Source organism: Kribbella sp. NPDC031520, from assembly GCF_055580825.1.
This window is the reverse complement of record NZ_JBVIKS010000008.1, coordinates 198357-222889: the sequence shown is the minus strand read 5'-3', so window position 1 is coordinate 222889 and position 24533 is coordinate 198357. Positions and strand designations below refer to the sequence as shown.

The 24533-nt window shown below is 68.4% G+C and carries 22 protein-coding genes; 15 read left to right on the top strand and 7 right to left on the bottom strand.

Annotation, left to right across the window (positions count from 1 at the left end):
- Position 1: 1 nt before the first annotated feature.
- Positions 2 to 721: a class I SAM-dependent methyltransferase gene (locus tag ACZ5BU_RS35160; protein WP_465705078.1), complete on the bottom strand. Its 720-nt coding sequence runs from the start codon at positions 719 to 721 to the stop codon at positions 2 to 4.
- A 94-nt stretch (positions 722 to 815) separates the two neighbouring features.
- A complete protein-coding gene (locus ACZ5BU_RS35155; RefSeq protein WP_465705075.1) occupies positions 816 to 1253 on the bottom strand; it encodes a CHAP domain-containing protein in 438 nt (145 codons plus the stop codon).
- Between the two features lie 328 nt (positions 1254 to 1581).
- Between ACZ5BU_RS35155 and ACZ5BU_RS35150 the strand changes: the two genes are divergently transcribed.
- The 5 genes from ACZ5BU_RS35150 (at position 1582) to serA (ending at position 8056) form a co-directional block, all read left to right on the top strand.
- On the top strand, positions 1582 to 3330 hold the full coding sequence (locus ACZ5BU_RS35150) for an acetolactate synthase large subunit (protein WP_465705073.1): 1749 nt from the start codon (positions 1582 to 1584) through the stop codon (positions 3328 to 3330).
- 2 nt (positions 3331 to 3332) lie between these two features.
- On the top strand, positions 3333 to 3971 hold the full coding sequence (ilvN, locus tag ACZ5BU_RS35145) for an acetolactate synthase small subunit (protein WP_465705071.1): 639 nt from the start codon (positions 3333 to 3335) through the stop codon (positions 3969 to 3971).
- 27 nt (positions 3972 to 3998) lie between these two features.
- Positions 3999 to 5018, top strand: coding sequence for a ketol-acid reductoisomerase (gene ilvC, locus ACZ5BU_RS35140; RefSeq protein WP_465705169.1), 1020 nt, complete (start codon positions 3999 to 4001; stop codon positions 5016 to 5018).
- A gap of 111 nt (positions 5019 to 5129) precedes the next feature.
- Entirely contained in the window at positions 5130 to 6317 is a 1188-nt protein-coding gene (locus ACZ5BU_RS35135; protein WP_465705069.1) for a S1 family peptidase, read from the top strand.
- A gap of 140 nt (positions 6318 to 6457) precedes the next feature.
- Positions 6458 to 8056 carry a phosphoglycerate dehydrogenase gene (serA, locus tag ACZ5BU_RS35130; RefSeq protein WP_465705068.1) on the top strand — a complete coding sequence of 533 codons (1599 nt, stop codon included), beginning with the start codon at positions 6458 to 6460 and terminating at the stop codon, positions 8054 to 8056.
- Between the two features lie 98 nt (positions 8057 to 8154).
- Here the strand turns inward: serA and ACZ5BU_RS35125 are convergent, their stop codons facing one another.
- Entirely contained in the window at positions 8155 to 8721 is a 567-nt protein-coding gene (locus tag ACZ5BU_RS35125; RefSeq protein ID WP_465705066.1) for an O-methyltransferase, read from the bottom strand.
- 319 nt (positions 8722 to 9040) lie between these two features.
- Here ACZ5BU_RS35125 and ACZ5BU_RS35120 point away from each other — a divergent pair, with 319 nt between their 5' ends.
- The 9 genes from ACZ5BU_RS35120 to ACZ5BU_RS35080 all read left to right on the top strand — a co-directional run bounded on the left by ACZ5BU_RS35120 (position 9041) and on the right by ACZ5BU_RS35080 (position 17465).
- Positions 9041 to 10090, top strand: coding sequence for a 3-isopropylmalate dehydrogenase (locus ACZ5BU_RS35120; protein ID WP_465705064.1), 1050 nt, complete (start codon positions 9041 to 9043; stop codon positions 10088 to 10090).
- Positions 10091 to 10148: 58 nt separating this feature from the next.
- Positions 10149 to 11240, top strand: a complete 1092-nt coding sequence (locus tag ACZ5BU_RS35115; protein WP_465705062.1) for a branched-chain amino acid aminotransferase — start codon at positions 10149 to 10151, stop codon at positions 11238 to 11240.
- Between the two features lie 122 nt (positions 11241 to 11362).
- A complete protein-coding gene (locus ACZ5BU_RS35110; protein WP_465705060.1) occupies positions 11363 to 11761 on the top strand; it encodes a hypothetical protein in 399 nt (132 codons plus the stop codon).
- Positions 11762 to 11974: 213 nt separating this feature from the next.
- On the top strand, positions 11975 to 13564 hold the full coding sequence (gene cimA / locus ACZ5BU_RS35105; protein WP_465705058.1) for a citramalate synthase: 1590 nt from the start codon (positions 11975 to 11977) through the stop codon (positions 13562 to 13564).
- Complete coding sequence (locus ACZ5BU_RS35100) at positions 13561 to 13803, top strand: hypothetical protein (protein WP_465705056.1); 243 nt, start codon at positions 13561 to 13563, stop codon at positions 13801 to 13803. The genes cimA and ACZ5BU_RS35100 overlap by 4 nt, the downstream gene beginning before the upstream one ends.
- A 46-nt stretch (positions 13804 to 13849) precedes the next feature.
- Positions 13850 to 14293, top strand: coding sequence for a MarR family winged helix-turn-helix transcriptional regulator (locus ACZ5BU_RS35095; protein WP_465705054.1), 444 nt, complete (start codon positions 13850 to 13852; stop codon positions 14291 to 14293).
- The gene (locus tag ACZ5BU_RS35090) at positions 14290 to 15624 is read left to right on the top strand and encodes an MFS transporter (RefSeq protein ID WP_465705052.1); all 1335 of its coding nucleotides are present in this window, start codon (positions 14290 to 14292) and stop codon (positions 15622 to 15624) included. The genes ACZ5BU_RS35095 and ACZ5BU_RS35090 overlap by 4 nt, the downstream gene beginning before the upstream one ends.
- A 12-nt stretch (positions 15625 to 15636) precedes the next feature.
- Positions 15637 to 16212 carry an isochorismatase family protein gene (locus tag ACZ5BU_RS35085; protein WP_465705050.1) on the top strand — a complete coding sequence of 192 codons (576 nt, stop codon included), beginning with the start codon at positions 15637 to 15639 and terminating at the stop codon, positions 16210 to 16212.
- Between the two features lie 77 nt (positions 16213 to 16289).
- On the top strand, positions 16290 to 17465 hold the full coding sequence (locus ACZ5BU_RS35080; RefSeq protein WP_465705048.1) for an alginate lyase family protein: 1176 nt from the start codon (positions 16290 to 16292) through the stop codon (positions 17463 to 17465).
- 95 nt (positions 17466 to 17560) lie between these two features.
- Here ACZ5BU_RS35080 and ACZ5BU_RS35075 read toward each other — a convergent pair whose 3' ends face one another.
- The 4 genes from ACZ5BU_RS35075 to ACZ5BU_RS35060 form a co-directional block, all read right to left on the bottom strand.
- Complete coding sequence (locus ACZ5BU_RS35075) at positions 17561 to 18601, bottom strand: ribonucleotide-diphosphate reductase subunit beta (RefSeq protein WP_465705046.1); 1041 nt, start codon at positions 18599 to 18601, stop codon at positions 17561 to 17563.
- A complete protein-coding gene (locus tag ACZ5BU_RS35070) occupies positions 18598 to 21384 on the bottom strand; it encodes a ribonucleoside-diphosphate reductase subunit alpha (protein ID WP_465705044.1) in 2787 nt (928 codons plus the stop codon). The genes ACZ5BU_RS35075 and ACZ5BU_RS35070 overlap by 4 nt, the downstream gene beginning before the upstream one ends.
- A gap of 307 nt (positions 21385 to 21691) precedes the next feature.
- Complete coding sequence (locus ACZ5BU_RS35065; RefSeq protein ID WP_465705042.1) at positions 21692 to 22267, bottom strand: DinB family protein; 576 nt, start codon at positions 22265 to 22267, stop codon at positions 21692 to 21694.
- Positions 22268 to 22338: 71 nt separating this feature from the next.
- The gene (locus ACZ5BU_RS35060; RefSeq protein WP_465705040.1) at positions 22339 to 23604 is read right to left on the bottom strand and encodes a Fic family protein; all 1266 of its coding nucleotides are present in this window, start codon (positions 23602 to 23604) and stop codon (positions 22339 to 22341) included.
- Positions 23605 to 23697: 93 nt separating this feature from the next.
- On the opposite strand from ACZ5BU_RS35060, the gene ACZ5BU_RS35055 reads away from it, so the two are divergent.
- Positions 23698 to 24519 carry a class I SAM-dependent methyltransferase gene (locus ACZ5BU_RS35055; protein ID WP_465705038.1) on the top strand — a complete coding sequence of 274 codons (822 nt, stop codon included), beginning with the start codon at positions 23698 to 23700 and terminating at the stop codon, positions 24517 to 24519.
- The last annotated feature ends 14 nt before the right edge of the window (positions 24520 to 24533 follow it).

Here is a 24533-nt window from a genome sequence, read left to right as displayed (position 1 = left end):
CCTACTTCGTCGCCCGGACGACCAGCAGGCGGGACTCGGCCGTCAGTGGCTCGCCGTGCCAGCCGCCCTCGATGGTCACGTCGGCGAAGCCTGCTGCGAGCAGGTCGGCGGTGATTTCCTCGGGGGAGCGGAAGTACAGGACGTTGCGGTAGACGGCGTCGTGGCCGTCCTCGAAGACGTTGTGGGCGTCGAAGACGACGCGGCCGTTCGCGATCTCGATCAGTTCGAGCCATTCCTTGAGGTGGCCTGCCACCGTGTCGCGTTCGCCGTACGTCGCCTCGCTCGTCCACTGCTCCCAGGCCCGCGCGGCCGGGTTGCGCGACTCGAACGCGAACATCCCGCCGGGCCGCAGCGCGGCGGCCAGCGCGGTGCAGGCAGCCGCGTGTTCGGCGACGTGCATCATCGTGTTGCCGCTGCTGACCACGAGGTCCACGTCGCCGGTCGGCCGTACGGCCTTGTGGTCGCCGTCGATCCAGGTGACCGCGTCGGCACCGGGCTGACGGCGTGCGTACCCGAGCATCGTCGGGCTCGGGTCGATGCCGATCACGACCCGCCCCGGCGCGGCCAGGGACCGCGTGAGCAGGCCGGTGCCACAGCCGAAGTCCAGGACCTTGGATGCGCCGACTGCCAGCCCGCGGTAGTACGCGTCGTCCTCGCCGGGCGGGTTGTCCAGGTCGTAGAGGTGTACCAGCTGCTCGTCGCCGTACGGATCAAGGGTCACCCGTCGAATGCTAGGAGCACCACCTACACGAAACAACGCGGTTAGGAGGAACCGATGCGGGTGGGGCGAGTCCCCGCATCGGCTCGTTCAGGGGCTACTGCGCCGCGACCCAGCCGTAGATGTCGGCTGGGCGTCCGGCGCTCTGCGCGTGCTTGGGGTCGAACGGGCCGTGCTTGCTGACCTGGTTGTTCGAATTGCCTTCCACCGTGGTGATCTTCCCGTCGGTGCCGACGGCAACGACCACGCCGGTGTGCACGCTGGTGTCGGTGTCCTGCGGACCGGTGCCGTAGAGCACGATGTCACCGGGCTGCATCCCGGAGTTGCCGGAGTGCGCGCGGCCCTTGCCCTGGCCCCAGGTGTAGATGTCACCGGTGAAGCCGTAGTTCGGGATGTCGATCCCGGCCTGCCGCCAGGTCCAGGTGGCGAAATGCGCGCACCACGGCTCACACGGTCCGTACGGGTTGCAGTTGCTGCCGGGCGGTGTCTCCTGCTGACCGACTTCACCGTTGGCGGCGTAACTAACCAACCTCACAGTGCCATCACGGCGTCATCAAGTTACGGAGACAGTGGACGTAAGACGGGCGTCTCAGGAAATGAGACGGCAGGCGGCTGAACTTGACCCGGCTGCCCGGTGTCGGCGAATAATGCCTACATGCGATCGATTCTCCTCGTACTTGTGCGGCGCGCCGACTGACGCGACCACAGAGTCGAGCGCGCCCCTTCAGCCAACCCGGCGGAAGGGGTTTTTTGTTGCCAATGCGACTATCCGAGACCCGGCATCGCAAAGGAAACAAGCAAGAGCGAGGATGGATCGGTCGCGAACAGTACAAATATCGTGACAGGACTGAGGGAAGGCACTCATGAGTGAGCAGCTGACCGGGGCACAGGCTCTGATCCGCGCACTGGAACATGCCGGAGTGGACACCGTCTTCGGCATCCCGGGCGGCGCGATCCTCCCGGCGTACGACCCGATGCTCGACTCGACCCAGATCCGCCACATCCTGGTACGTCACGAGCAGGGCGCCGGCCACGCCGCCCAGGGGTACGCCTCCGCGTCGGGCAAGACCGGCGTGTGCATGGCGACCTCGGGCCCGGGCGCGACCAACCTGGTGACGCCGATCGCCGACGCGTACATGGACTCGGTGCCGCTGGTGGCGATCACCGGGCAGGTCGCGAGCGCCGCGATCGGTACGGACGCCTTCCAGGAGGCGGACATCCGCGGCATCACGATGCCGATCACCAAGCACAACTTCCTGGTGAACGACCCGAACGACATCGCCACCACGATCGCCGAGGCGTTCTACATCGCCTCCACCGGCCGGCCCGGCCCGGTGCTGGTGGACGTGACCAAGGACGCGATGCAGTCGATGGTCGACTTCCAGTGGCCGACCGAGCTCTCGCTGCCCGGCTACCGGCCGGTGACCCGCCCGCACCCGAAGCAGGTGCGCGAGGCGGCCCGCCTGATCGCCGCGGCCGAGAAGCCGGTGCTGTACGTCGGCGGTGGCGTCATCCGCGCGCGGGCCAGCGCCGAGCTGAAGGAACTCGCGGAGATGCTCGGCATCCCCGTGGTCACCACGCTGATGGCCCGCGGCGCGCTGCCAGACACCCACGACCTGCACTTCGGCATGCCCGGTATGCACGGTTCGGTGTCCGCGGTCGGCGCACTCCAGAGGTCCGATCTGCTGATCTGCCTGGGGGCCCGCTTCGACGACCGGGTGACCGGCAAGCTCGACTCGTTCGCACCCGAGGCGAAGGTCATCCACGCCGACATCGACCCGGCCGAGATCGGCAAGAACCGGGCCGCCGACGTGCCGATCGTGGGTGACTGCAAGGAGGTCATCACCGACCTGATCGCCGCCCTCAGGACCGAGATCGCGAGCGCCGGCCGCACCCCGTCGTACGACACCTGGCGCCACCAGCTGGAGGACGTCCGCTCCCGCTACCCGCTCGGGTACGACGAACCCGACGACGGCACGCTGTCGCCGCAGCACGTGATCCAGCGGATCGGGCAGATCGCCGGCCCGGACGCCATCTACACCGCAGGCGTCGGCCAGCACCAGATGTGGTCCGCGCACTTCCTGCCGTTCGAGAAGCCCGGTCACTGGCTGAACTCCGGCGGCCTCGGCACCATGGGGTACGCCGTACCGGCCGCGATGGGCGCCAAGGTCGCCCGGCCGGACAAGACCGTGTGGGCGATCGACGGCGACGGCTGCTTCCAGATGACCAACCAGGAGCTCGTCACCTGCGCGCTGGAGGGCATCCCGATCAAGGTTGCCGTGATCAACAACCAGTCGCTGGGCATGGTCCGGCAGTGGCAGACGCTGTTCTACGACAAGCGCTACTCGAACACCGACCTGCACTCGACCCAGATCCCGGACTTCGCCAAGCTGGCCGAGGCGATGGGCGGCGTCGGGCTGCGCTGCACCGACAAGGACTCGGTGGACGCCACCATCGAGAAGGCGATGGCGGTCACCGACGCGCCGGTCGTGGTCGACTTCGTCGTGCACCGGGACGCGATGGTCTGGCCGATGGTCGCCGCCGGCGTCAGCAACGACGAGATCCAGATCGCCCGCGACATGGCGCCCAAGTGGGACAGCGAGGAGCTGTAACGATGTCCAAGCACACACTGAGCATCCTGGTGGAGAACAAGCACGGTGTGCTGGCCCGGGTGGCGGCGCTGATCTCCCGGCGCGGGTTCAACATCGACTCGCTCGCGGTCGGCCCGACCGAGCACCCCGAGGTGTCCCGGATGACAATCGCGGTCTCCGTCGACGAGCAGCCGCTGGAGCAGATCACCAAGCAGCTCAACAAGCTGGTGAACGTGATCAAGATCGTCGAGCTCGAACCCACCCAGACCGTCCAGCGCGAACTGCTGCTGGTCAAGGTCAAGGCCGACACCCTGACCCGCGGACAGGTGCTGGAGACCGTCCAGCTGTTCCGCGCCAAGGTGGTGGACGTGGCACCGGACGCGATCACGATCGAGGCGACCGGCAATCCCGAGAAGCTCGAGGCCATGCTCCGGGTGCTGGAACCGTTCGGCGTCCGCGAGCTGGTGCAGTCCGGCATGGTGGCGATCGGCCGCGGCAGCCGCTCGATCTCCGACCGCACGCTGCGGCCCGTCCCGGTGCCGCCGCCGCACGTCCAGTCCGGACCCCCGAACGTGCAGGCGCGACCCGCCGACCGCCATCCTTCGCACCCGGTACCGGCGCCGCCGCCGGGCCGTTCCGCCGCCGTACCGAATCAACACTAAGGAGAAGTGCCCGAAGTGGCTGCTGAAATGTTCTACGACGACAACGCCGACCTGTCGGTGATCCAGGGCCGGCACGTGGCCGTTCTCGGCTACGGCTCGCAGGGCCACGCGCACGCGCTCTCGCTGCGCGACTCCGGCGTCGACGTCCGCGTCGGCCTGCCGGAGGGCTCGAAGAGCCGTGCCAAGGCCGAGGCACAGGGCCTGCGGGTCGTCACGCCGGCCGAGGCGGTGGAGGAGGCCGACGTGATCGTCGTGCTGGCTCCGGACCCGGCGCAGCGCAAGCTGTACAAGGAGGCCATCGAGCCGAACCTGGTCGACGGCGACGCGCTGGTCTTCGGGCACGGCTTCAACATCCGGTTCGGCTACATCAAGCCGCCGGCCGGCGTGGATGTGTTCATGGTCGCGCCGAAGGGCCCGGGTCACCTGGTCCGCCGCGAGTACTCCGAGGGCCGTGGCGTACCGGTACTGGTGGCCGTCGAGCAGGACGCCACCGGCAAGGCGTGGGACCTCGCGCTCTCGTACGCCAAGGGCATCGGCGGTCTGCGCGCCGGCGGTATCAAGACCACCTTCACCGAGGAAACCGAAACCGACCTGTTCGGTGAGCAGGCCGTCCTCTGCGGTGGTGTGTCGGCGCTGATCCAGGCCGGCTTCGAGACGCTGACCGAGGCCGGGTACCAGCCCGAGGTCGCGTACTTCGAGTGCCTGCACGAGCTCAAGCTGATCGTCGACCTGATCTACGAAGGCGGTATCGCCAAGCAGCGCTGGTCGGTCTCCGACACCGCCGAGTACGGCGACTACGTGTCCGGCCCGCGGATCATCGACGCGTCGGTGAAGGCCCGGATGAAGGAGGTCCTCGGCGACATCACCGACGGCACCTTCGCGGCTCGCTTCATCGCCGACCAGGACGCCGGCGCGCCCGAGTTCGCGGAGTTCCGCAAGAAGAGCCAGGAGCACCCGATCGAGGCCGTCGGCAAGGAACTGCGCGGCCTGATGGCGTGGGTCAAGTCCCACGACGACGACTACGTCGAGGGCAGCGCGGCCCGCTGACCGACCTCCGTGAAAGGCCCGGACCATCCAGGTGGATGGCCCGGGCCTTTTGGTTTGCAACAATGTGTGACGGTTGTGGTCGCAGGCGTGAACTGGCGGAGGTGAGCGGTCGTGGACAACGGCAGGACCGCGCTGCCGCGACCGCCCCGGCGGCTCCCGGCCGACGCCGGGTCGATCACCCAGCTCGAGGCACCCAGCCGGCCGGGAGGCCCCCAGCCACCCGTACGCGGACCGTGGATCTTCGGCCGCTTCCTGGCCGGCCTGATTGTGCTGCTGTTGATCGTCGCGGCCGGCGCGGGTACGGGCTGGTACCTGCGGCAGCGCAGCCTGCGGATCGACACCGACGCCGTACTGAAATCCGCCGGACCGGCGGTGGTCCGGGTACTGGCCACGACCTGCGCGGGCAGCGGTGAGGCTTCCGGCGTACTGATCGACAACGGGCGCGTACTGACCGCGGCGTCGGCGGTCGACCAGGCGATGTCGATCGTGGTCGTGGCACCGGACGGGCGGATCCGGCGGGCCAACCTGCTCGGGACCAGTGCCGACGGCGTCGCCGTACTGCAGTCGATCGGCTTCGACGACGCGCCGCTGCGGTTGCCGGCGGTCGCCCCGGAGCGGAAGGCCGAGCGCGCGCTGATCGGTTACACCGCGGCCGGCAAGCAGGTGATCAACCGGATCGGTTCCGAGGCTGACCCCAGGGCGATGAGCGAGTTCATGAACGCGACCAAGCTGGGCGGCCCGGTGGTGGACAAGTCGGGCGCGCTCATCGGCCTGGTCACCGGCGCCACGGTGCAGGCCGCCGCGGTGGTCCCGCTCGCCGAACTCCGTGACTACGTCGCTCCCGCGCCGTCCGGGATCAGCATCGCGGCGGCCGGGACCTGCCTGAACTCGCACGGTCCGCAGGGCGCGATCGCGCCCGAGTTGCAGGTCGCGAAGACGCCAGTGGCCCAGGAGGTCCAGGCGATGCTCGGCAACTACCTGACCCTGCAGAACCGGCACCTCTTCGACCAGGTTCAGTCCCTGTACTCGCCGCAGCTGGCCAAGTCGCTGACGCCGGACAGGGATCGTAAGAGCCGCGGTACGGCGTACTTCTTCAACCCGAGGATCACCGCGCTGGCCCCGGACGGCTCGTACGCGCGGATGTCGTACGACGTACTGTTCTCGCCGACCGCGAACGGCGCCGCCGGTGGGACCTGCAACCGGCTGGACAACCGGTTCGAGCTGATCCGCTCGGGCGGCAAGCTGCTGATCAACCGGGCCGTCAAGGCCTCCGACCCGGTTGCCTGCGAGACCGGCTGACCGGAACGCCGACCGGCGCGCTGACCGGGATGCGGGTCCGCGCACACGCCCGTCGACGGACGCGGTACCATCGACTCAGCGGGCACAGCGCGGTGCTCTGTTCATCATGAGCCCCTACCGCTTCTGCAGGAGATTCCTCCATGACTGACGTAACCCGGCCCGTCGTCCTGATCGCCGAAGAGCTCAGCCCGGCCACCGTCGAGGCGCTCGGCCCCGACTTCGAGATCCGGCACACGAACGGCGCCGACCGCGCCCAACTGCTCCCGGCCATCGTCGACGTCGACGCCATCCTGATCCGCAGCGCCACCAAGGTGGACGCCGAGGCGCTGGCCGCGGCGAAGAAGCTGAAGGTCGTCGCCCGCGCCGGCGTCGGCCTCGACAACGTGGACGTGAAGGCCGCCACCCAGGCCGGGGTGATGGTCGTGAACGCACCGACCTCCAACATCACCAGCGCCGCCGAGCTCGCGGTCGCCCTGCTGCTCGCCTCCGCGCGGCGAGTGCCGGCCGCGAACGAGTCGCTCAAGAAGGGCGAGTGGAAGCGCAGCAAGTACTCCGGCGTCGAGCTGTTCGAGAAGACCGTCGGCATCGTCGGCCTCGGCAAGATCGGCGTCCTGGTCGCGCAGCGGCTGGCCGCCTTCGGCATGAACGTGATCGCCTACGACCCGTACGTGCAGGCCGGCCGGGCCGCGCAGATGGGCGTCCGGCTCGCCTCCCTGGACGAGCTGCTGGCGGCCAGTGACTTCATCTCGGTGCACCTGCCGAAGACGCCGGAGACGATCGGCCTGATCGGCGACGAGCAGCTGCACAAGGTCAAGCCTGAGGTCATCATCGTGAACGCGGCCCGCGGCGGCATCGTCGACGAGCAGGCGCTGTACAGCGCGCTCAAGGAGGGCCGGGTGGCCGGCGCCGGGCTGGACGTGTTCGCGTCCGAGCCGTGCACCGACTCGCCGCTGTTCGAGTTCGAGAACGTCGTCGTCACGCCGCACCTCGGCGCGTCCACCGACGAGGCGCAGGAGAAGGCCGGTATCGCGGTCGCGAAGTCGGTCCGCCTGGCCCTGTCCGGCGAGCTCGTCCCGGACGCCGTGAACGTCCAGGGCGGTGTGATCGCCGAGGACGTCCGCCCGGGGATCGCGCTGACCGAGAAGCTCGGCCGGATCTTCACCGCGCTGGCCGGTGGCGTCGCGCAGCAGCTCGACGTCGAGGTCCGCGGCGAGATCACGCAGTACGACGTGAAGGTGCTCGAGCTGGCCGCGCTCAAGGGCGTGTTCGCGGATGTCGTCGAGGACAACGTCTCGTACGTGAACGCACCGCTGCTCGCGGCCGAGCGGGGCCTCGAGGTCCGGCTCGTCACCGACCACGACAGCCCTGAGCACCGCAACCTGATCACGCTCCGCGGCACGCTCGCCGACGGCGTGCAGGTCTCGGTGTCCGGCACGCTGGTCGGCGTCCGGCAGTCGGAGCGGCTGGTCGAGATCGACGGGTTCGACGTCGAGATCGAGCTCGCCGCGCATCTGGCGTTCCTGACCTACGAGGACCGTCCGGGCGCGGTCGGCCAGATCGGCCGGATCCTCGGCGACGCCGACGTGAACATCGCCGGTATGCAGGTCAGCCGGGACCGCAAGGGCGGCAAGGCGCTGGTCGCGCTCTCGGTCGACTCGAAGATCGCGCCGCCGGTGCTGGACGAGATCACCGCCGCGGTGCAGGCCGCCACGGCCCGTTCGGTGGACGTCGAGGACTGAAAGACTGATTTACTGAAGGCGGTCAGCCGCCCGCAGGCGCATGGCGGCTGACAAGGGCCCGAGCTCCATAGCTCGGGCCCGCTTCAGTTCTATCGGCTCTAGCGGCGGGTGGCCAGCAGTACGGCGGCGTCCGGGGCGACCATCACCTCGACGGTGGTGAAGCGCTGGTCCATCAGCCATTCCTGGCGGAGCGTGTCGACGCGGCCGCCGTACATCGGCGGCCAGACGGCGGACGGCGTGAAGTCGTCGAGTACGACGAAGCCGCCGGGCTCGACCACGTCCGCGATCACGTCGCGGGCGGACAGCTTGGCCTCGCGGGCGTCCACGAACAGCAGCGCGAACGGGCCGCGTTCGATCAGCGCGGTCCAGTCGGCCGAGACGACCTCGATCCGCTCGTCGGCGGCGAACAGTTCGCCGACGGCCTGGGCCAGCTGCGGGTCGCTCTCCGCGGTGACGATGTTCGTGCCCTCGCCGGCGCCGCTGCGCAACCACGCCGAGCCGACACCGCAGCCGGTCCCGAGCTCACCGAGCAAGCCCTTCTTCGAGGCCGCGAGGGTGGCGAGCAAGCGGCCGGTCTCGTTCCTGGTGGAGCTGACGAATCCGCGCCGGCCGGACAGGCTGAGGGCCGCCGACACCAACGGCGGCAGTTCTGGAGGAGCACTCACCGGCTGAGAGTCGCACAGGTCCGGTCCAGTGGCCGCACTCGGATCTCATATTTCGGGACAACCTGCCCGCATTGTGGAGAAATAGTCGGACGTGCGAGTAAATTCGTGCCCGCCGTGCCGCCCACGACATATTTGGGAGGAACAGGATGTACGACATGTATCCAGCCAACTGGCCGGCCGTCGACGGCCGCGAACCGAAGGCCGCCCGCCGGCGCCGGCCGGCTCGCCGGGCACCCTCGGCCGCGACCGCGGGCAGAGGCGTGGTCAAGGCTGTCCAAGAGGCCATGAACCGCCGTGACAATGGGGGAGAACCCAACAAGTGAGCGAGAACAAGTTCTTCACGCTGGCCGTCGTTCCCGGTGACGGGATCGGACCGGAGGTCACCACCGAGGCGCTCAAGGTCCTCGACGCGGTGGCCGCACAGCACGGCGTGACGTTCGAGCGGACCGAGTACGACCTCGGCGCGAAGCGCTGGCACGCCACTGGTGAGACGCTGCCGGACGCCGAGTTGGAGGAGATCCGCAAGCACGACGCGATCCTGCTCGGCGCGGTCGGCGACCCGAGCGTCCCGTCCGGCGTACTTGAGCGCGGTCTGCTGCTCAAGCTCCGGTTCACCCTGGACCACTACGTGAACCTGCGGCCGTCGAAGATCTACCCGTCCGTCGGCTCCCCGCTGGCGAACCCGGGCACCGTCGACTTCGTCGTCGTCCGCGAGGGCACCGAGGGCCCGTACGTCGGCAACGGCGGCGCGCTCCGCGTCGGCACCCCGGCCGAGATCGCCACCGAGGTGTCGGTGAACACGGCGTACGGCGTCGAGCGCGTCGTCCGCGACGCCTTCGCCCGGGCGCAGGCGCGGCCGCGGAAGAAGCTCACGCTCGTGCACAAGAACAACGTGCTCGTACACGCCGGCCACCTGTGGAAGCGGACCGTCGACAGGGTCGCCACCGAGTTCCCCGACGTCGCGGTCGACTACCTGCACGTGGACGCGGCGACGATCTTCCTGGTCACCGACCCGGCGCGGTTCGACGTGATCGTCACCGACAACCTGTTCGGCGACATCATCACCGACCTGGCGGCCGCGATCAGCGGTGGCATCGGGCTGGCCGCGAGCGGCAACATCAACCCGGACCGGACCGCGCCGAGCATGTTCGAGCCGGTGCACGGCTCCGCGCCGGACATCGCCGGCCAGCAGAAGGCCGACCCGACCGCGGCGATCCTGTCCGCGGCGCTGCTGTGCGAGCACCTCGGGCTGACCGAGGCGGCACGCGCGATCGAGGCGGCCGCCGAGGCGGATATCGAGGAGCGTACGGGCGCGGCCCGCAGTACCGCCGAGATCGGCGACGCGATCGCCAAGCGCGCGGCGGGCTGACCCCGATGGCCCACGTGGACGCTCGCATGACCAGTTGGTGGAGAGGTACGGTGCGGCTATGAGCGCCGATCTGCAGTTCACTGTTGAGCCGACCACCCATCCGGCCACCGACGACCAGCGCGCCCAGATCCTGGCGAACCCAGGATTCGGGCAGTACTTCACCGACCACATGGCGATCGCCACCTGGACGGCTCAGAAGGGCTGGCACGACGCACGGATCACCGCCTTCGGACCGCTGGAGCTGTCTCCGGCGACCTCGGTGTTCCACTACGCCCAGACGATCTTCGAAGGGATGAAGGCCTACCGGCATCCCGACGACTCGATCCACCTGTTCCGCCCGGAGGCGAACGCCACCCGGTTCCAGCGGTCCGCGCAGCGGCTCGCGTTGCCGGAGCTGCCGACCGCGGTCTTCCTCGACTCGCTGCACAAGCTGGTCGAGCTCGACAAGGCCTGGGTGCCGAGCGGCGGCGAGACGTCGCTGTACCTGCGGCCGTTCATGTTCGGCTCGGATCCGTTCCTCGGCGTCCGCCCGTCGGCCCAGGTGACGTACTGCGTGATCGCGTCGCCGGCCGGGTCGTACTTCGCGAACGGCGTGAAGCCGGTCCGGATCTGGCTGAGCGAGGAGTACACCCGCGCGGCCCCCGGTGGTACCGGCGCGGCGAAGACCGGCGGCAACTACGCGTCGTCGCTGCTCGCCCAGGCCGAGGCGATCGAGCAGGGCTGCGACCAGGTCGCGTTCCTGGACGCGGTCGAGAAGAAGTGGGTCGAGGAACTCGGCGGGATGAACCTGTACTTCGTCCTCGACGACAACTCGGTCGTCACGCCGGAGCTGTCCGGCACGATCCTCGAGGGCGTCACCCGGGACTCGATCCTGAAGCTGGTCACCGACCTCGGCTACACCGTCACCGAGCGGAAGGTCTCGGTCGACGAGTGGCGCGAGGGCGCCGCCTCCGGCAAGGTGCGCGAGGTGTTCGCCTGCGGTACTGCCGCGGTCGTCACCCCGGTCGCCTCGCTGAAGTGGCGCACGGGTGAGACCCGGATCGGCGACGGCAACGGCGGCCCGGTCACCGCGGCCGTCCGCTCCGCCCTCCTCGACGTCCAGTACGGCCGCGCCGCCGACCCGCACGGCTGGATGACCCGCGCCTTCTGAACTCCGTCGATCAGCACGCCCGGCAGCTCTGCGCTGCCGGGCGTTTTTCATAGGTTCTTCTCAGCTCGGCCGGTGGGACGGCGCTCGTCCAGCCGGTCGCGGACCCGATAGGGTCGGGCGGCATGAGCGGGTTTCCGGCTGAGGTCGAGGGGTACTACGCGGAGCTGGCGGAGCGGCGGGGGTGGGACGACGACACGGTGTCGGCGATGCGGTCCACCGTCGAGCTGATCCGGGACCTGGACCGCGGGACCGCGCCGCGGACGTACGGGGCGGCGGTCGACGACTACGGGACCGACTGGCTGTACGAGGCGGTCTGGCACGAGGCGGAGTGGGTCGTGATCCGCCAGCTCGGGGCCGGTGAGGACGGCGAGGTCACGCGGTACTGGTGGCAGCGGCTCGAGGACGACGAGGGCATGCTCACCGACCAGGCCCTCGACCGCGAGGACTGGGGCCTGCGGCCGCTGAGCCGCGAGGACTTCTACACCGCTTGGGACGACCCGGGGTGGTCACTTACGGCCTGAACTCCAGTACCCGTTTGCGTACTGAATGGTCGGGATGCGAGACGAGGGCGTCATGGTCCGGACATTGTGTGGCAGACTGCCAAACGTCATGAAGCACTATCGGGTGATTATTCCCTAGGCGCGCTCAGCTTGCTGTACCTGAGCGCGCAGACCTCTCGCACCCTTTGCGAGGGGTTTTTTCTTTGCCCGACAACCTCCGGAAGGCCGACCCGCATGAGCATCTCGGACGATTTCCACGTGTACGACACCACCTTGCGCGACGGTGCGCAGCAGGAGGGTCTGGCGCTGTCCGTGGCGGACAAGCTCGCCATCGCGCAGCACCTGGACGAGCTGGGGGTCGGCTTCATCGAGGGCGGCTGGCCGGGCGCCGTACCCAAGGACACCGAGTTCTTCGAGCGGGCCAGGACCGAGCTGAACCTGCGGAACGCGACGTTCGCGGCGTTCGGGGCGACCCGCAAGCCGGAGACCGCGGCCGCCGACGACCCGCAGGTCGCCGCGCTCCGCGAGTCCGGCGCCGGGGTCGTCACCCTCGTTGCCAAGAGCCACGACGCGCACGTGGAGCGGGCGCTGCGGACCACGCTGGACGAGAACCTGCGGATGGTCGCCGACACGGTCCGGCACCTGCGGGAGAACGGGCAGCGGGTCTTCCTCGACACGGAGCACTTCTTCGACGGGTACCGCGCGAACCGGGCGTACGCACTCGAAGTAGTACGCGTGGCCGTCGAGGCCGGGGCCGACGTGGTCGCCCTGTGCGACACGAACGGCGGCACCCTCCCGCGGGAGCTGCAGGACGTCGTCCATGACGTACTCGAATCGACCGGAGCAAGGCTCGGCATCCACTGTCACAACGACGCCGGCTGCGCGGTGGCGAACTCGATCGCCGCCGTCGAGGCCGGCGTCACGCACGTCCAGGGCACGATCAACGGGTACGGCGAACGCACCGGCAACGCGGACCTGCTCGCGATCGTGGCCAACCTCGAGCTCAAGCGCGAGATGCGGCTGCTGCCCGAGGGGAACCTGGCCGAATCGTTCCGGATCGCCCACGCGATCGCCGAGGTCACGAACGTCCCGCCGTCGAACCGGGCGCCGTACGTCGGGCTCTCGGCCTTCGCGCACAAGGCGGGGCTGCACGCGAGCGCGATCAAGGTGGACCCGGATCTCTACCAGCACACGGATCCGGCGCTGGTCGGCAACGACATGCGGATGCTGGTCTCGGAGATGGCCGGGCGGGCGAGTGTCGAGCTGAAGGGCCGCGAGCTCGGCTTCGACCTGAGCAACGACCGCGACGTGGTCAGCCGGGTGACGGACCGGGTCAAGGAGCTGGAGGCGCGCGGGTACACGTTCGAGGCGGCCGACGCGTCGTTCTCGCTGCTGCTGACCGAGGAAGTGGAGGGCAAGCGGCCGAGCTTCTTCGACGTCGAGTCGTGGCGGGTGATCACGGAGTCGCGCGCCGACGGCGAGGCGGTGTCGGAGTCCACGGTGAAGCTGGTCGCCGGGGGAGAGCGGGAGATCGTCACCGGCGAGGGAAACGGCCCGGTGAACGCGCTCGACCACGCGCTGCGGATCGCCATCGAGCGCGCGTACCCGGCGGTGCACAAGTTCGAGCTGGTCGACTACAAGGTCCGGATCCTCGACCAGGGGCACGGGACGGATGCGGTGATCAGAGTCCTGATCGAGACCGCTGACGGCGAGGGATCCTGGGTGACGGTCGGCGTCGGGCACAACATCGTCGAGGCGTCCTGGGAGGCGCTGGTCGACGGGTTCACGTTCGGGCTGCTGCGGCACAAGGAGGTCGCGCGATGAGTCTGCTCGCGGTTGAACGGACGCTGACGGTCTACACGGCGCGGGTCGTGGAGGTCGACGGGCTGCTGGCGCGGGTCGCCGTACTGCTCAATCCGTACGACGTCCGCGAGCTGGCGCTGTCGCTGGATCAGGGCGAGCTGCGGATCGTGGTCGAGGGCAACGGCTTCGACGCGGACCGGGTCGCCGCCCGGCTGAACAAGATGATCGGGGTGCTGGACGTAGTCGTCAGCTCGAACTGATCAGTCTGAACTGGACAGTTTGGACTGTCTAAATTAGTGTGGTGGGGTGATTACTGCATCCGCCACACAGGCTGCCAGTGAAGTGCGGGTCGTCTTCGGCCGGATCAAGCGCCGGCTGAAGGAACTCGCCGAGACCGACGACCTGACGCCGTCCCAGTCCTCGATGCTGAGCCGGCTGGACAAGGACGGCCCGGCGTCGGCGAGCGACTTGGCTGCGGCGGAACGTATCCGGCCGCAGTCCGTGGCGGCGATCCTGACCGCGCTGCGCGAGGCCGGCCTGATCCAGCGGCATCCTGATCCGGCGGACGGCCGGCGGCAGGTGGTGTCGCTGACGACCGCGGGCCGGCGTCGGCTGCAGGGCGACCGCAAGGTGCGTCAGGAGTGGCTCGCGCAGACGCTGCAGGATCACTGCACGGAGGCCGAGCGGCAGACCATCATCAAGGCGCTCGCGCTGCTCGACCTTGCGATCGAGGCGGCGACCGACCGATGACTTCGGGCCCGGCGAGGTTCGACCGGCGCCTGATCGCCCCGATGCTGGTCGGGTCGATCCTGAACCCGATCAACTCGACGATGCTCGCCGTCGCGCTGGTCCCGATCGGCGCGGCGTTCGGCGTACCGCCGTCGCAGACCGCCTGGCTGGTCACCGGGCTGTACATCGCGACCGCGGTCGGTCAGCCCGTGATGGGCCGGCTGGTCGATCTGTTCGGCCCGCGGCCGCTGTACCTGATCGCCACGTCGCTCGTCGGAGTTGCCGGTCTGCTGGGCGCGTTGTCGCCGAACTTGCGGGTGCTCGTCCTGTCCCGCGTCCTGCTGGGCCTCGGTACGTCGGCGGCGTACCCGGCGTCGATGTCGTTGATCCGTCGCGAGGCCGACCGGACCGGGATCGACACGCCCGCCGTGATCCTCAGCAGTCTCTCGCTCACGAACCAGGTGATCGCGGTGATCGGCCCGACGCTCGGCGGGCTGCTGATCGGCCTCGGTGGCTGGCACCTGATCTTCACGATCAACGTGCCGCTGTCGCTGATCTGTGTGGTTCTCGGCTCAGTGTGGTTGCCGCGGAGCAATCGTTCGCGGGGTGCCGGGGACCTGGACTTCGTGGGGATCGGGTTGTTCACGGCGACCCTGGTGGCGTCGATGTTGTTCCTGATGCAGCCGCGGCTCTCGCGGTGGTACCTGCTGGTCCTCGCGCTCGCCCTGGGCACCGCGTTCGTGGTCGCGCAGCTGCGCGTGGTCGCGCCGTTCATCGACCTGCGGGTGCTGGGCGGCAACCGGCCGCTGATCATGACGTACGCGCGCCAGTTGCTCGCGTACGTCGGCGCCTATTCGTTCCTCTACGGCTTCACGCAGTGGCTCGAGGATGCCCGCGGACTCAGTGCGTCCTCGGCCGGCCTATTGCTGCTGTCGCTGTCGCTGGCGGCGGTGCTGACCACCACGGCCACCGGCCGGAGCCCGCAGATCCGCGGCAAACTCATTGCTGGAGGCATCTTTCTGGTGTTGTCTGCCGCCGCACAGTTGCTGATCGGCTCGAGTACGCCGATCTGGGTCCTGGCCGTGGTCGGGGTGCTCGCCGGGGTGCCGCAGGGCGTCAACAATCTCGGGAACCAGACCGCGCTCTACCAGCAGGTGGATCCGGACCGGATCGGTTCCTCCGCGGGCCTGCTACGGACCTGCGTGTACGTCGGTGCGCTGATCTCGGCCGCCGCCAACGCCCACTTCTTCCAGCACGGCGCGACCACGACCGGCCTGCACCAGATGGCGATCTTCCTGCTCGTCGTCGCCGGTCTGCTCCTGCTGGTGACCCTCGTGCAACTCCCTGATTAGAAAGGTCCTGCTGTGCCAGTCACGACTCTGGACCCGAAGACCGCTCTGGTCGTCATCGATCTGCAGAACGGGGTCACTGCGCTCCCGGGCGAGCCCCATCCCACGTCCGCAGTGATCGACAAGACCGTTGAGCTCGCCGACGCGTTCCGCAAGCACGACCTGCCGGTGGTACTCGTCCGGGTGAGCATCGCGGCCGATGGCGCCGACTGGGTTCCGGGCCGCACCGAGCAGCCCCGGCGGTCCGCCGGCCAGGCGCCGCCCGGGGCCGACCAGATCGTCGACCAGTTGGGCGGGTATGCCCAGGACATCGTCGTGACCAAGCGCAACTGGGGTGCTTTCCACGGCACCGACCTCGACCTCCACCTGCGCCGCCGCGGTATCACCCAGATCGTGCTGACCGGCGTCGCCACCAGCATCGGCGTCGAGTCGACGGCGCGTGCCGCGTTCGAGCACGGGTACCACGTGACGCTCGCGACCGACGCGATGACGGACATGTCGGCCGACGCGCACGAGAACTCGCTGACCCGGATCTTCCCCCGGCTCGGCGAGACCGGTACCACCGCGGAGATCCTCGCGCTGCTCGGGTGATTTCCGTTAGGAAGGTTTACTAATAGTCGTTGCGCCGGTTAGCTTGGCTCTTCCGCCCCGTCAGTCAGGAGGTAGCCATGCTCCGATTGCACCGCCCACTCCTACTAACTCTCATCCTCACGCTGATCGCCGCGTTCCTGGCCGGTCAGCCGAGCACCGCGGCACCCGCGGCGTTCCAGCATCCCGGCGTACTTGTCGACAAAGCGCAGCTCGACTTCGTCCGTGCACAGGTCCAGAAGGGCGCCCAGCCGCAGAAGGCGGCGTACGACGCGATGAAAGCGAGCTCGTACGCCGCCTTGTCGTACACCCCGAAGCCGCGCGCGATCGTCGAGTGCGGTTCGAGTTCCAACCCGAACTACGGGTGCTCCGACGAGCGCAACGACGCGCTGGCCGCGTACACGCACGCACTGCTCTGGTACATCACCCGCGACGACCGGTACGCCAAGAAGTCGATCCAGATCATGGACGCCTGGTCCGCCGTACTGCAGGACCACACCAACACCAACGCGCCGCTGCAGACCGGCTGGTCGGGCGCCTCGTTCTCGCGGGCCGGTGAGCTGATCAAGCACACGTACGGCGGCGCGTGGGCGCAGCGTGGCCGGTTCGAAAAGATGCTGCGCGATGTGTACCTGCCCGAAGTACGCAACGGCGCCGGCTGCAAGAACGGCAACTGGGAGCTGATCATGACCGACGCCGCGATCGGGATCGCGGTGTTCCTCGACGACCACGCGGCGTTCGACAAGGCGGTCAGCATCTGGCGCGGCCGGCTGCCCGGGTACGTGTACGAGACCAGCGACGGCGCGTACCCGAAGGCGCCGTCGACCTGCCCGATGAACACCCGCGCAGAGATCGTCGACTATTGGCAGGGCCAATCAACCTTCATGAACGGCCTGGCGCAGGAGACCTGCCGCGACTTCGGCCACACCGGCTGGGGCCTGACCGCCGCCACCCACATCGCCGAGACCGCGTACCACCAGGGCGTCAACCTGTACGCCGAAGCCGGCAAGCGGCTCACCGACGGCTTCTACTTCCACACCCGCATCGAGAACGGGGCCGCCGTACCGTCGAACCTCTGCGGTGGCACGGTGAAGAAGGGCCTTGGCCCCGTCACGGAGGTGGTTTACAACCATTACCACAACCGCCTGGGGCAGCAGATGCCGACGACGCTCCAGTACACCGAGAGCAAGCGGCCGGCCGGCGCGAACTACTTCTTCGCCTGGGAAACCCTGACCAACGCCGACAATCCTCGCTGACCGGGGCGTGGTGCGGGAAGCCCGCGGAGCGGCGAGTTGCACCGCGGGCCTCCCTGTCCCTTTTGTTGCTGTGTTGTCGCTGTGTTGTTGCGCTGTCAGTCCCAGCTCAAGCCGCTGGAGGACTGATACTCGATGACCCTGGTTTCGAAGAAGTTCTTCTCCTTCTTCAGGTCCATCACCTCTGACATCCATCCGAAGGGGTTCCGCGTTTCACCGAAGATCGGATCGAGACCAATCTGTTCTGCACGGCGGTCGGTGACGAAGTGCATGTACTGCTCGCACAGCTCCGCGGTCAGGCCGAGCATGCCGTTCGGCAGCGTGGCGCGGCCGTAGGCGACCTCCAGTTCGCACGCCTCGGTCAGCATCTGCCGGACCTCGGCCTGGAACGCCGCCGTCCACAGGTGCGGGTTCTCCTGTTTGATCTGGTTGATGCAGTCGATGCCGAAGTTCAGGTGGATCGACTCGTCGCGCAGGATGTACTGGTACTGCTCGGCAATGCCGACCATCTTGTTCCGCCGGCCGAGCGACAGGATCTGCGCGAACCCGGTGTAGAACCACATCCCTTCGAACACCACGTAGAACGCGATCAGATCCCGCAGGAACGCTGTGTCGTTCTCCGGCGTACCTGTCGTGAAGTCCGGGTCTTCGAGGTGCTGGGTGTACTTCAGCGCCCAGGCGTCCTTGTCGGAGATCGACGGGACCTCGCGGTACATGTTGAACAGCTCGCCCTCGTCCAGGCCGAGCGACGTACAGATGTATTGGAAGGTGTGCGTGTGGACCGCCTCCTCGAACGCCTGGCGGAGCAGGTACTGCCGGCATTCGGGATTGCTGAGCTGGCGGTAGACGGCGAGGACGATGTTGTTCGCGACGAGGGACTCCGCGGTGGCGAAGAACCCGAGGTTCCGCTTCAGCATCAGCCGCTCGTCGTCGGTCAGGCCGTCTTTGGACTTCCACAACGAGATATCCGCCTGCATCGAGATTTCCGTGGGCATCCAGTGGTTGTTACAGGCGTTCAGGTACTTCTCCCAGGCCCACGTGTACTTCAGCGGCAGCAGTTGGTTGACGTCCGCCCGCGAGTTGATCATCGACTTCTCGGAGACCTCTACGCGGTCGGCTCCGATCGAGATGGTGCTCACTGGCAGGCCTCGCAGTCCGGGTCGTCGATGGAGCAGACGGCTCCGGTGGGCTCGGCCAGGGCAACGGGCACGGCGTTGAGCCGGCCGTCGGTGCCCTGCAGCGTCGACTTCTCCACGTGGGTAGCTGACTGGGAACGCAGGTAATAAGTCGTCTTCAGGCCGTACCGCCAAGCTGATCGGTAGAGCTCGTCGAGGGCGCGTCCGGACGGCTGGGCCATGTAGAGGTTCAGCGACTGCGCCTGGTCGATCCATTTCTGCCGTCGCGAGGCCGCCTTCACCAGCCACAGCGGGTCGATCTCGAACGCGGTCGCGTACAGCTCGCGCAGGTCGGCCGGAATCCGCTCGATCCCGGCCAGGACGCCGTCGTGGTACTTCAGGTCCGACACCATCACCTGGTCCCACAGCCCGCGCGCCTTCAGGTCGGCGACCAGGTACGGGTTGGCGACGGTGAACTCGCCGGACATGTTCGACTTCACGAACAGGTTGCTGTACGTCGGCTCGATCGACTGGCTCACGCCGCAGATGTTGGAGATCGTCGCGGTCGGCGCGATCGCCATCACGTTCGAGTTCCGCATGCCGTCGCGCAGCACCTTCGCGCGCAGGGTCTCCCAGTCCAGCCGGGTGCTCCGGTCGATGATCACGTCGCCGTCGCGCGCCGTGTGCAGCAGGTCGAGCGAGTCGATCGGCAGGATCCCGAGGCTCCACAGCGATCCGTCGTACGACGAGTACCTGCCGCGCTCGGCCGCCAGGTCGCTGGACGCCTCGATGGCGTGGTAGCTGAGCTGCTCCATCGACGTGTCCGCGAACTCGACCGCGGCGTCCGACGAGTACGGGATGCGGAGCTTGGCGAGCGCGTCCGCGAACCCCATCAGGCCGAGGCTGATCGGCCGGTGCCGCAGGTTCGACCGCTCGGACTCGGGGGTGGTGTAGAAGTTCACGTCGATCGTGTTGTCGAGCATCCGCACCGCCGTCCGGACGGTGTCGCGGAGCAGGCCGGCGTCCAGACCGTCCGGTGTCAGGTGCGCGACCAGATTGACCGAGCCGAGGTTGCAGACCGCGATCTCGTCGGCGCTGGTGTTCAGAGTGATCTCGGTACAGAGGTTCGACGAGTGCACGACACCGGCGTGCTGCTGCGGCGACCGCAGGTTGCACGCGTCCTTGAACGTGATCCACGGGTGCCCGGTCTCGAACAGCACGGTCAGCATCCGCCGCCAGAGATCGACCGCCTTGACCCGCTTGAACACCCGGATCTCGCCCCGATCCGCGGCCGCCTCGTACTCGCGGTACGCGTCGGCGAACGCGGCGCCGTACAGGTCGTGCAGCTCAGGCACCTCGTCCGGCGAGAACAGCGTCCACTCACCGCCGGCCTCGACCCGTTGCATGAACAGGTCGGGAACCCAGTTGGCGGTGTTCATGTCGTGCGTGCGCCGCCGCTCGTCACCGGTGTTCTTCCGCAGCTCGAGGAACTCCTCGACATCGATGTGCCACGTCTCCAGATACGCACACACCGCCCCCTTCCGTTTTCCTCCTTGATTCACAGCTACCGCGGTGTCGTTGGCGATCTTGAGGAAGGGGACGACGCCCTGGGATTCGCCGTTCGTGCCCCGGATCGGGGCGCCGATGCCGCGGACCGGGGTCCAATCGTTGCCGAGGCCGCCGGAGTACTTGGCGAGCAGGGCGTTGTTGCGGATGCCGGCGAAGATGCCGGACAGGTCGTCCTCGACGGTCGTCAGGAAGCAGGCCGACAGCTGCGAGCGGGTGGTGCCGGAGTTGAACAGGATCGGGGTCGAGGTCATGAAGCGGAAGGAGCTGATCACCTCGTAGAACTCGATCGCCTTCGCGTCCCGGTCCTCCTCGCGGAGCGCGATGCCCATCGCGACCCGGAGGAACAGCGCCTGCGGTAGCTCGAACCGCACCTTGTCGATGTGCAGCAGGTAACGGTCGTAGAGCGTCTGCAGGCCGAGGAACGTGAAGTCGAGGTCGCGCTCGGGCTTGATCGCGGCGGCCAGCCGTGCCAGGTCGAAGCGGCCGAGCTCCGGATCGAGGTGGCCGGCCTCGATGCCGAGCTGGATGTAGCGCGGGAAGTAGTCGGCGTACGCCTCGGCCATGTCGGCCTGGCTGGCCTGCCGCGGCTCACCGTGCACGCGGCCGAGCGTCTCGCGGCGGATCTGGTCCAGCAGCAGGCGGGACGCGGCGAAGCTGTACTGCGGCTCGGTCTCCACGTACGACCTCGCGGCCATCACCAGCGCGAGCTCGACCTCGTGCTGCGCGATGCCGTCGTAGCAGGCACCGAGGGTCTCGTCGAGGATGAGCTCGGCGTCGACGGCGTCGAGACCTGTGGCGGCCTCTTCGACGATCACGCGGAGCCGGTCGACGTCGAGCGGGGACCTCGTGCCGTCGGGGGCACGGACGGTCAGCGCCGGCTTGTCGGTGACGCCGGACGGGTCGGCGGGGGTACGCGCCCTGGTCCGCTCTTCGCGGTACAGCACGTAGGCGCGGGCGACCTGGTGCTCGCCGGCGCGCATCAGCGCCAGCTCGACCTGGTCCTGGATGTCCTCGACCTGCACGCTGCGGCGAGCGTCACCACGGCTGGTCAGGGCGCCCACGACCCGGCCGGTCAGGTCGGTCACCAGGTCGCGGACCCGATGCGTGGCACCGGCGTCGGCGCCCTCGACGGCGAGGAACGCCTTGGTCACGGCGACGGAGATCTTGGTGGCGTCGAACGGGGTACTGCTGCCGTCCCGGCGGATGACGGTCAGCTCGATCGTTTGGCCCGTTGTCACGGGTGATGAGGAAGCAATGGTCACAGGTGTGCGCTCCAGAAGAGTTCGGAGAACCGGGACCACGCGGGCAGGCGCACGACGGGACCGGCAGCACCGGCCGGGAACACTGTCGTCACGCCCTGCGACCCACCCGCGAGATCTCGGACTGCGTGTACCGGCGGTACACGCGCTGGTGGCAGGTATCCGGACTGGCGGGCCCAACATGTTGTGGTGTTGGTCAGCTCGGACCACCAGCAGTAGTGATGCTAGGCGGCTCGATCTAGATCTTGTGGTAGCGCCACGCCGCGTGTCGCACATCTTGTGGTCCTCACGCCGCGACCGCGTAGAGGTCCTGGAGGGTCATGATTTCCGAGCCGTGGTGGATGAGCTCGCGGTTCAGTCGCAGCACGACGTGTCCGAAGGGCTCGCTCGCGTCGAGTTCGTTGGCCCGGCTGAGGCCGACCGTCATCGCCTCGCTCTCGTCGAGCTCGGCGATCGCGTCCTGCCAGGCCTCGACCCAGTACGTCAGCCAGGCGACCGCGTCCTGCGCGTTGCCGTGCAGCGTGATGTCCTCGCGCCCCTGCCGGCTCGCTCCGAAGGTCCACTCCCAGCGCTCGAAGAACGTCTCGGTCAGATGCGCGATCAGCCACGCGATCGTGCGCGGCCCGCGATGATCCGGCTCGTCGGGCCACTGCGCGACCCACTCGCCGGACCCGAGTGATCGGAACGATCCGGCGTAGTGCCGCCGGACAACGGTGAGCGCCTCACTGCTCGGACGCCAGAAGTACTGCTCGTCGGTCAGCTGGGCCAGGCGTCCGGACAGCACCATCCAGCTGAAGCCCAGCTGGCCGCGCACCATCGCCATCGCCGACGGCCGGTGCAGGATGTCCCAGTCGAACGCCATCACGAGCTCCCCTGTACACTTCGAACATGTGTTCGAATTCTTGCTCGCTGGCGACCGGAAAGTCAAACCGCCTAGTGTGTCGGTCCTGGCCTCGACGGCACCGGTCTGCTAGGCGGCTCGATCCGGGTGTCCGCGGCCGGGCTGGCGAACCGGCGCTCCAGCAAGGTGAACGCGTCGATCAGTTCCGGCGCCTCGTAGACCCGGTTGCGCCGCCCGTCGGTGGTCTCGCGGAGGATGCCGGCCTCGACCAGTCGCGCGAGGCCTTGGTTCGCGGCCTGTTGCGAGCGGCCGATGAGTTGAGCCGCGGCGGTAAGGGTGAGAACCGGCGCGGCGGGCAGCGCCTCGATCAGCAGCGCGGCCGCGGAGCCGGCGCGGATCGGCGCGGCCCGCTCGCACCATTCGTTCTTGAGGTCGGAGGCGCTCTGCTCGAAGCGCGCGGCCTCGGCGGTCGCGTGCGTGCAGGCCGTCGCGAACATCCGCAACCACGGGTTCGCGGCGGCGCGGGCCTTCGCGGTGGTGGCGCGTCCGACGTACCGGAAGGCGGTCAGCGCCTCGACGTACTCTCCCGCGTGCGTGGCGAGCGAGAGCGAGACAGGCGGGACCGTGCGGGTGATCAGGCCGTCCGCGCGCAGGATCAGGTGGATGAGCGCGCGCCCGGTCCGGCCGTTGCCGTCGGCGAAGGGGTGGATCGTCTCGAACTGTGCGTGCGCGATGGCGGTCTTCGCCAGCACCGGGAGGCGCGACTCGCGGACGAAGGTCATCAGGTCGGCGAGCAGTTCCGGGATCAGCTGCGCCGGCGGCGGGACGTAGTACGCCTCGGCGGGAGAGCGGCCGCCGATCCAGTTCTGCAGGTAGCGGATCTGCCCGCCGTACTCCGGGTTCGGCGACTGCGCCATCAATCGCCGATGCGCCTCCAGGAGATGGTCGACCTCGAGCTTGTCGCCGGCGCGCACGGAATCGGTCACCCAGGTCATCGCGTCGACCGCGCCGAGGACCTCCTCGGCCGTCACGTCCCGGATCCGGTCCCGCAGTACGTCGGCCTTCAGCAACCGGCGCGCACCGACGACGAGACCTTCGATGTGCGACGACCCGACCGCTTCCGCCCGGAGCAGGAGCCGCGCGAGCGCCTCACTGTTCGTCAGCACGGCGGCGGTCGCATCCAGGCGGGCGAGGTCGCCGGCGGCATCCTCGAGCAGTGCGAGCACGTCGTCGGTCAGGTCGAACTCACGCCCGACCAGCGGGTCGGGGAGGTACAGCTCGTACGACCCGCCCAGGCGCTCCGCCCGGGTGAACCCGTCGGGGTGCCCGGGCCATCGGTGCAACTCAACCCGTGCCATACCTCTTATTCAAGCTTATCCACAAACCTTGAACAAGACCTGTGGATCCAAGCGTCTCCAACTGTGGACCGGCCTGTGGGCAGACTGACGGCTGTGACTCTGGATGAGCAGATGCAGCAGATGGTGACCGCCAACGAGGCCGACTGGGACGCGCGGGCGCCGCTGCACGCGGCGAGTACGTTCTACGATCGGCCCTCCGAGTACTGGTTCGCCGACTACGAGTGGGCCGATCTCGGACCGCTCGACAGTCGCGACGTACTGCATCTGCAGTGTCACCTCGGCACGGAGACGATCGAGTTCGCCCGCCGCGGTGCGCGAACCACCGGGCTCGATCTGTCGGAGAAGTCGCTGCAGGCGGCGCGAGGGATCGCTGGCGAGGCCGGCGTGGACGTCGACTACGTGCACGCGAACGTGTACGACGCTGTGGAGGCCGTCGGCGAGCGGCGCTTCGACATCGTCTACACCGGCAAGGGTGCGCTCTGCTATCTCCCCGACCTGCAGCAGTGGGCGGATGTCGTACGCGAACTGCTGAAGCCAGGCGGGTTCCTCTACCTCGTCGAGTTCCACCCGCTCCTCAACGCTCTCCGCGAGGTCTCCCTACCTGGTGAGAACGACGATCTCGTCCTCCGAGCCGACTACCTCGAAGGCCGCGGCCCGATCGCCCACGACTCCACCGTCACCTACACCGGCGACGAGGTCCCCGGCCGCCAAACCAGCTACGAATGGCGCCACGGCCTCGGCGAGATCGTCACCACCCTCGCCTCTGCAGGCTTCCAGGTAACCACCCTCCGCGAATCCGAAGTCCTTCCATGGCCCCGCTGGCCGCACATGCAACAAACCCCCGAGGGCTGGTGGCGCCTCCCCGACGACGCCCCGCGCATCCCGCTCTTCTTCGCCCTCAAAGCAACCCGATAAGCATGTAGCAGGCC

Coding starts and splice junctions, on each gene's coding strand:
- ACZ5BU_RS35150 (WP_465705073.1), top strand. CDS start 1,582: ATGAGTGAGCAGCTGACCGGGGCACAGGCTCTGATCCGCGCACTGGAA.
- ilvN (WP_465705071.1), top strand. CDS start 3,333: ATGTCCAAGCACACACTGAGCATCCTGGTGGAGAACAAGCACGGTGTG.
- ilvC (WP_465705169.1), top strand. CDS start 3,999: ATGTTCTACGACGACAACGCCGACCTGTCGGTGATCCAGGGCCGGCAC.
- serA (WP_465705068.1), top strand. CDS start 6,458: ATGACTGACGTAACCCGGCCCGTCGTCCTGATCGCCGAAGAGCTCAGC.
- ACZ5BU_RS35115 (WP_465705062.1), top strand. CDS start 10,149: ATGAGCGCCGATCTGCAGTTCACTGTTGAGCCGACCACCCATCCGGCC.
- ACZ5BU_RS35110 (WP_465705060.1), top strand. CDS start 11,363: ATGAGCGGGTTTCCGGCTGAGGTCGAGGGGTACTACGCGGAGCTGGCG.
- cimA (WP_465705058.1), top strand. CDS start 11,975: ATGAGCATCTCGGACGATTTCCACGTGTACGACACCACCTTGCGCGAC.
- ACZ5BU_RS35100 (WP_465705056.1), top strand. CDS start 13,561: ATGAGTCTGCTCGCGGTTGAACGGACGCTGACGGTCTACACGGCGCGG.
- ACZ5BU_RS35090 (WP_465705052.1), top strand. CDS start 14,290: ATGACTTCGGGCCCGGCGAGGTTCGACCGGCGCCTGATCGCCCCGATG.
- ACZ5BU_RS35080 (WP_465705048.1), top strand. CDS start 16,290: ATGCTCCGATTGCACCGCCCACTCCTACTAACTCTCATCCTCACGCTG.
- ACZ5BU_RS35065 (WP_465705042.1), bottom strand. CDS start 22,267: ATGGCGTTCGACTGGGACATCCTGCACCGGCCGTCGGCGATGGCGATG.
- ACZ5BU_RS35060 (WP_465705040.1), bottom strand. CDS start 23,604: ATGGCACGGGTTGAGTTGCACCGATGGCCCGGGCACCCCGACGGGTTC.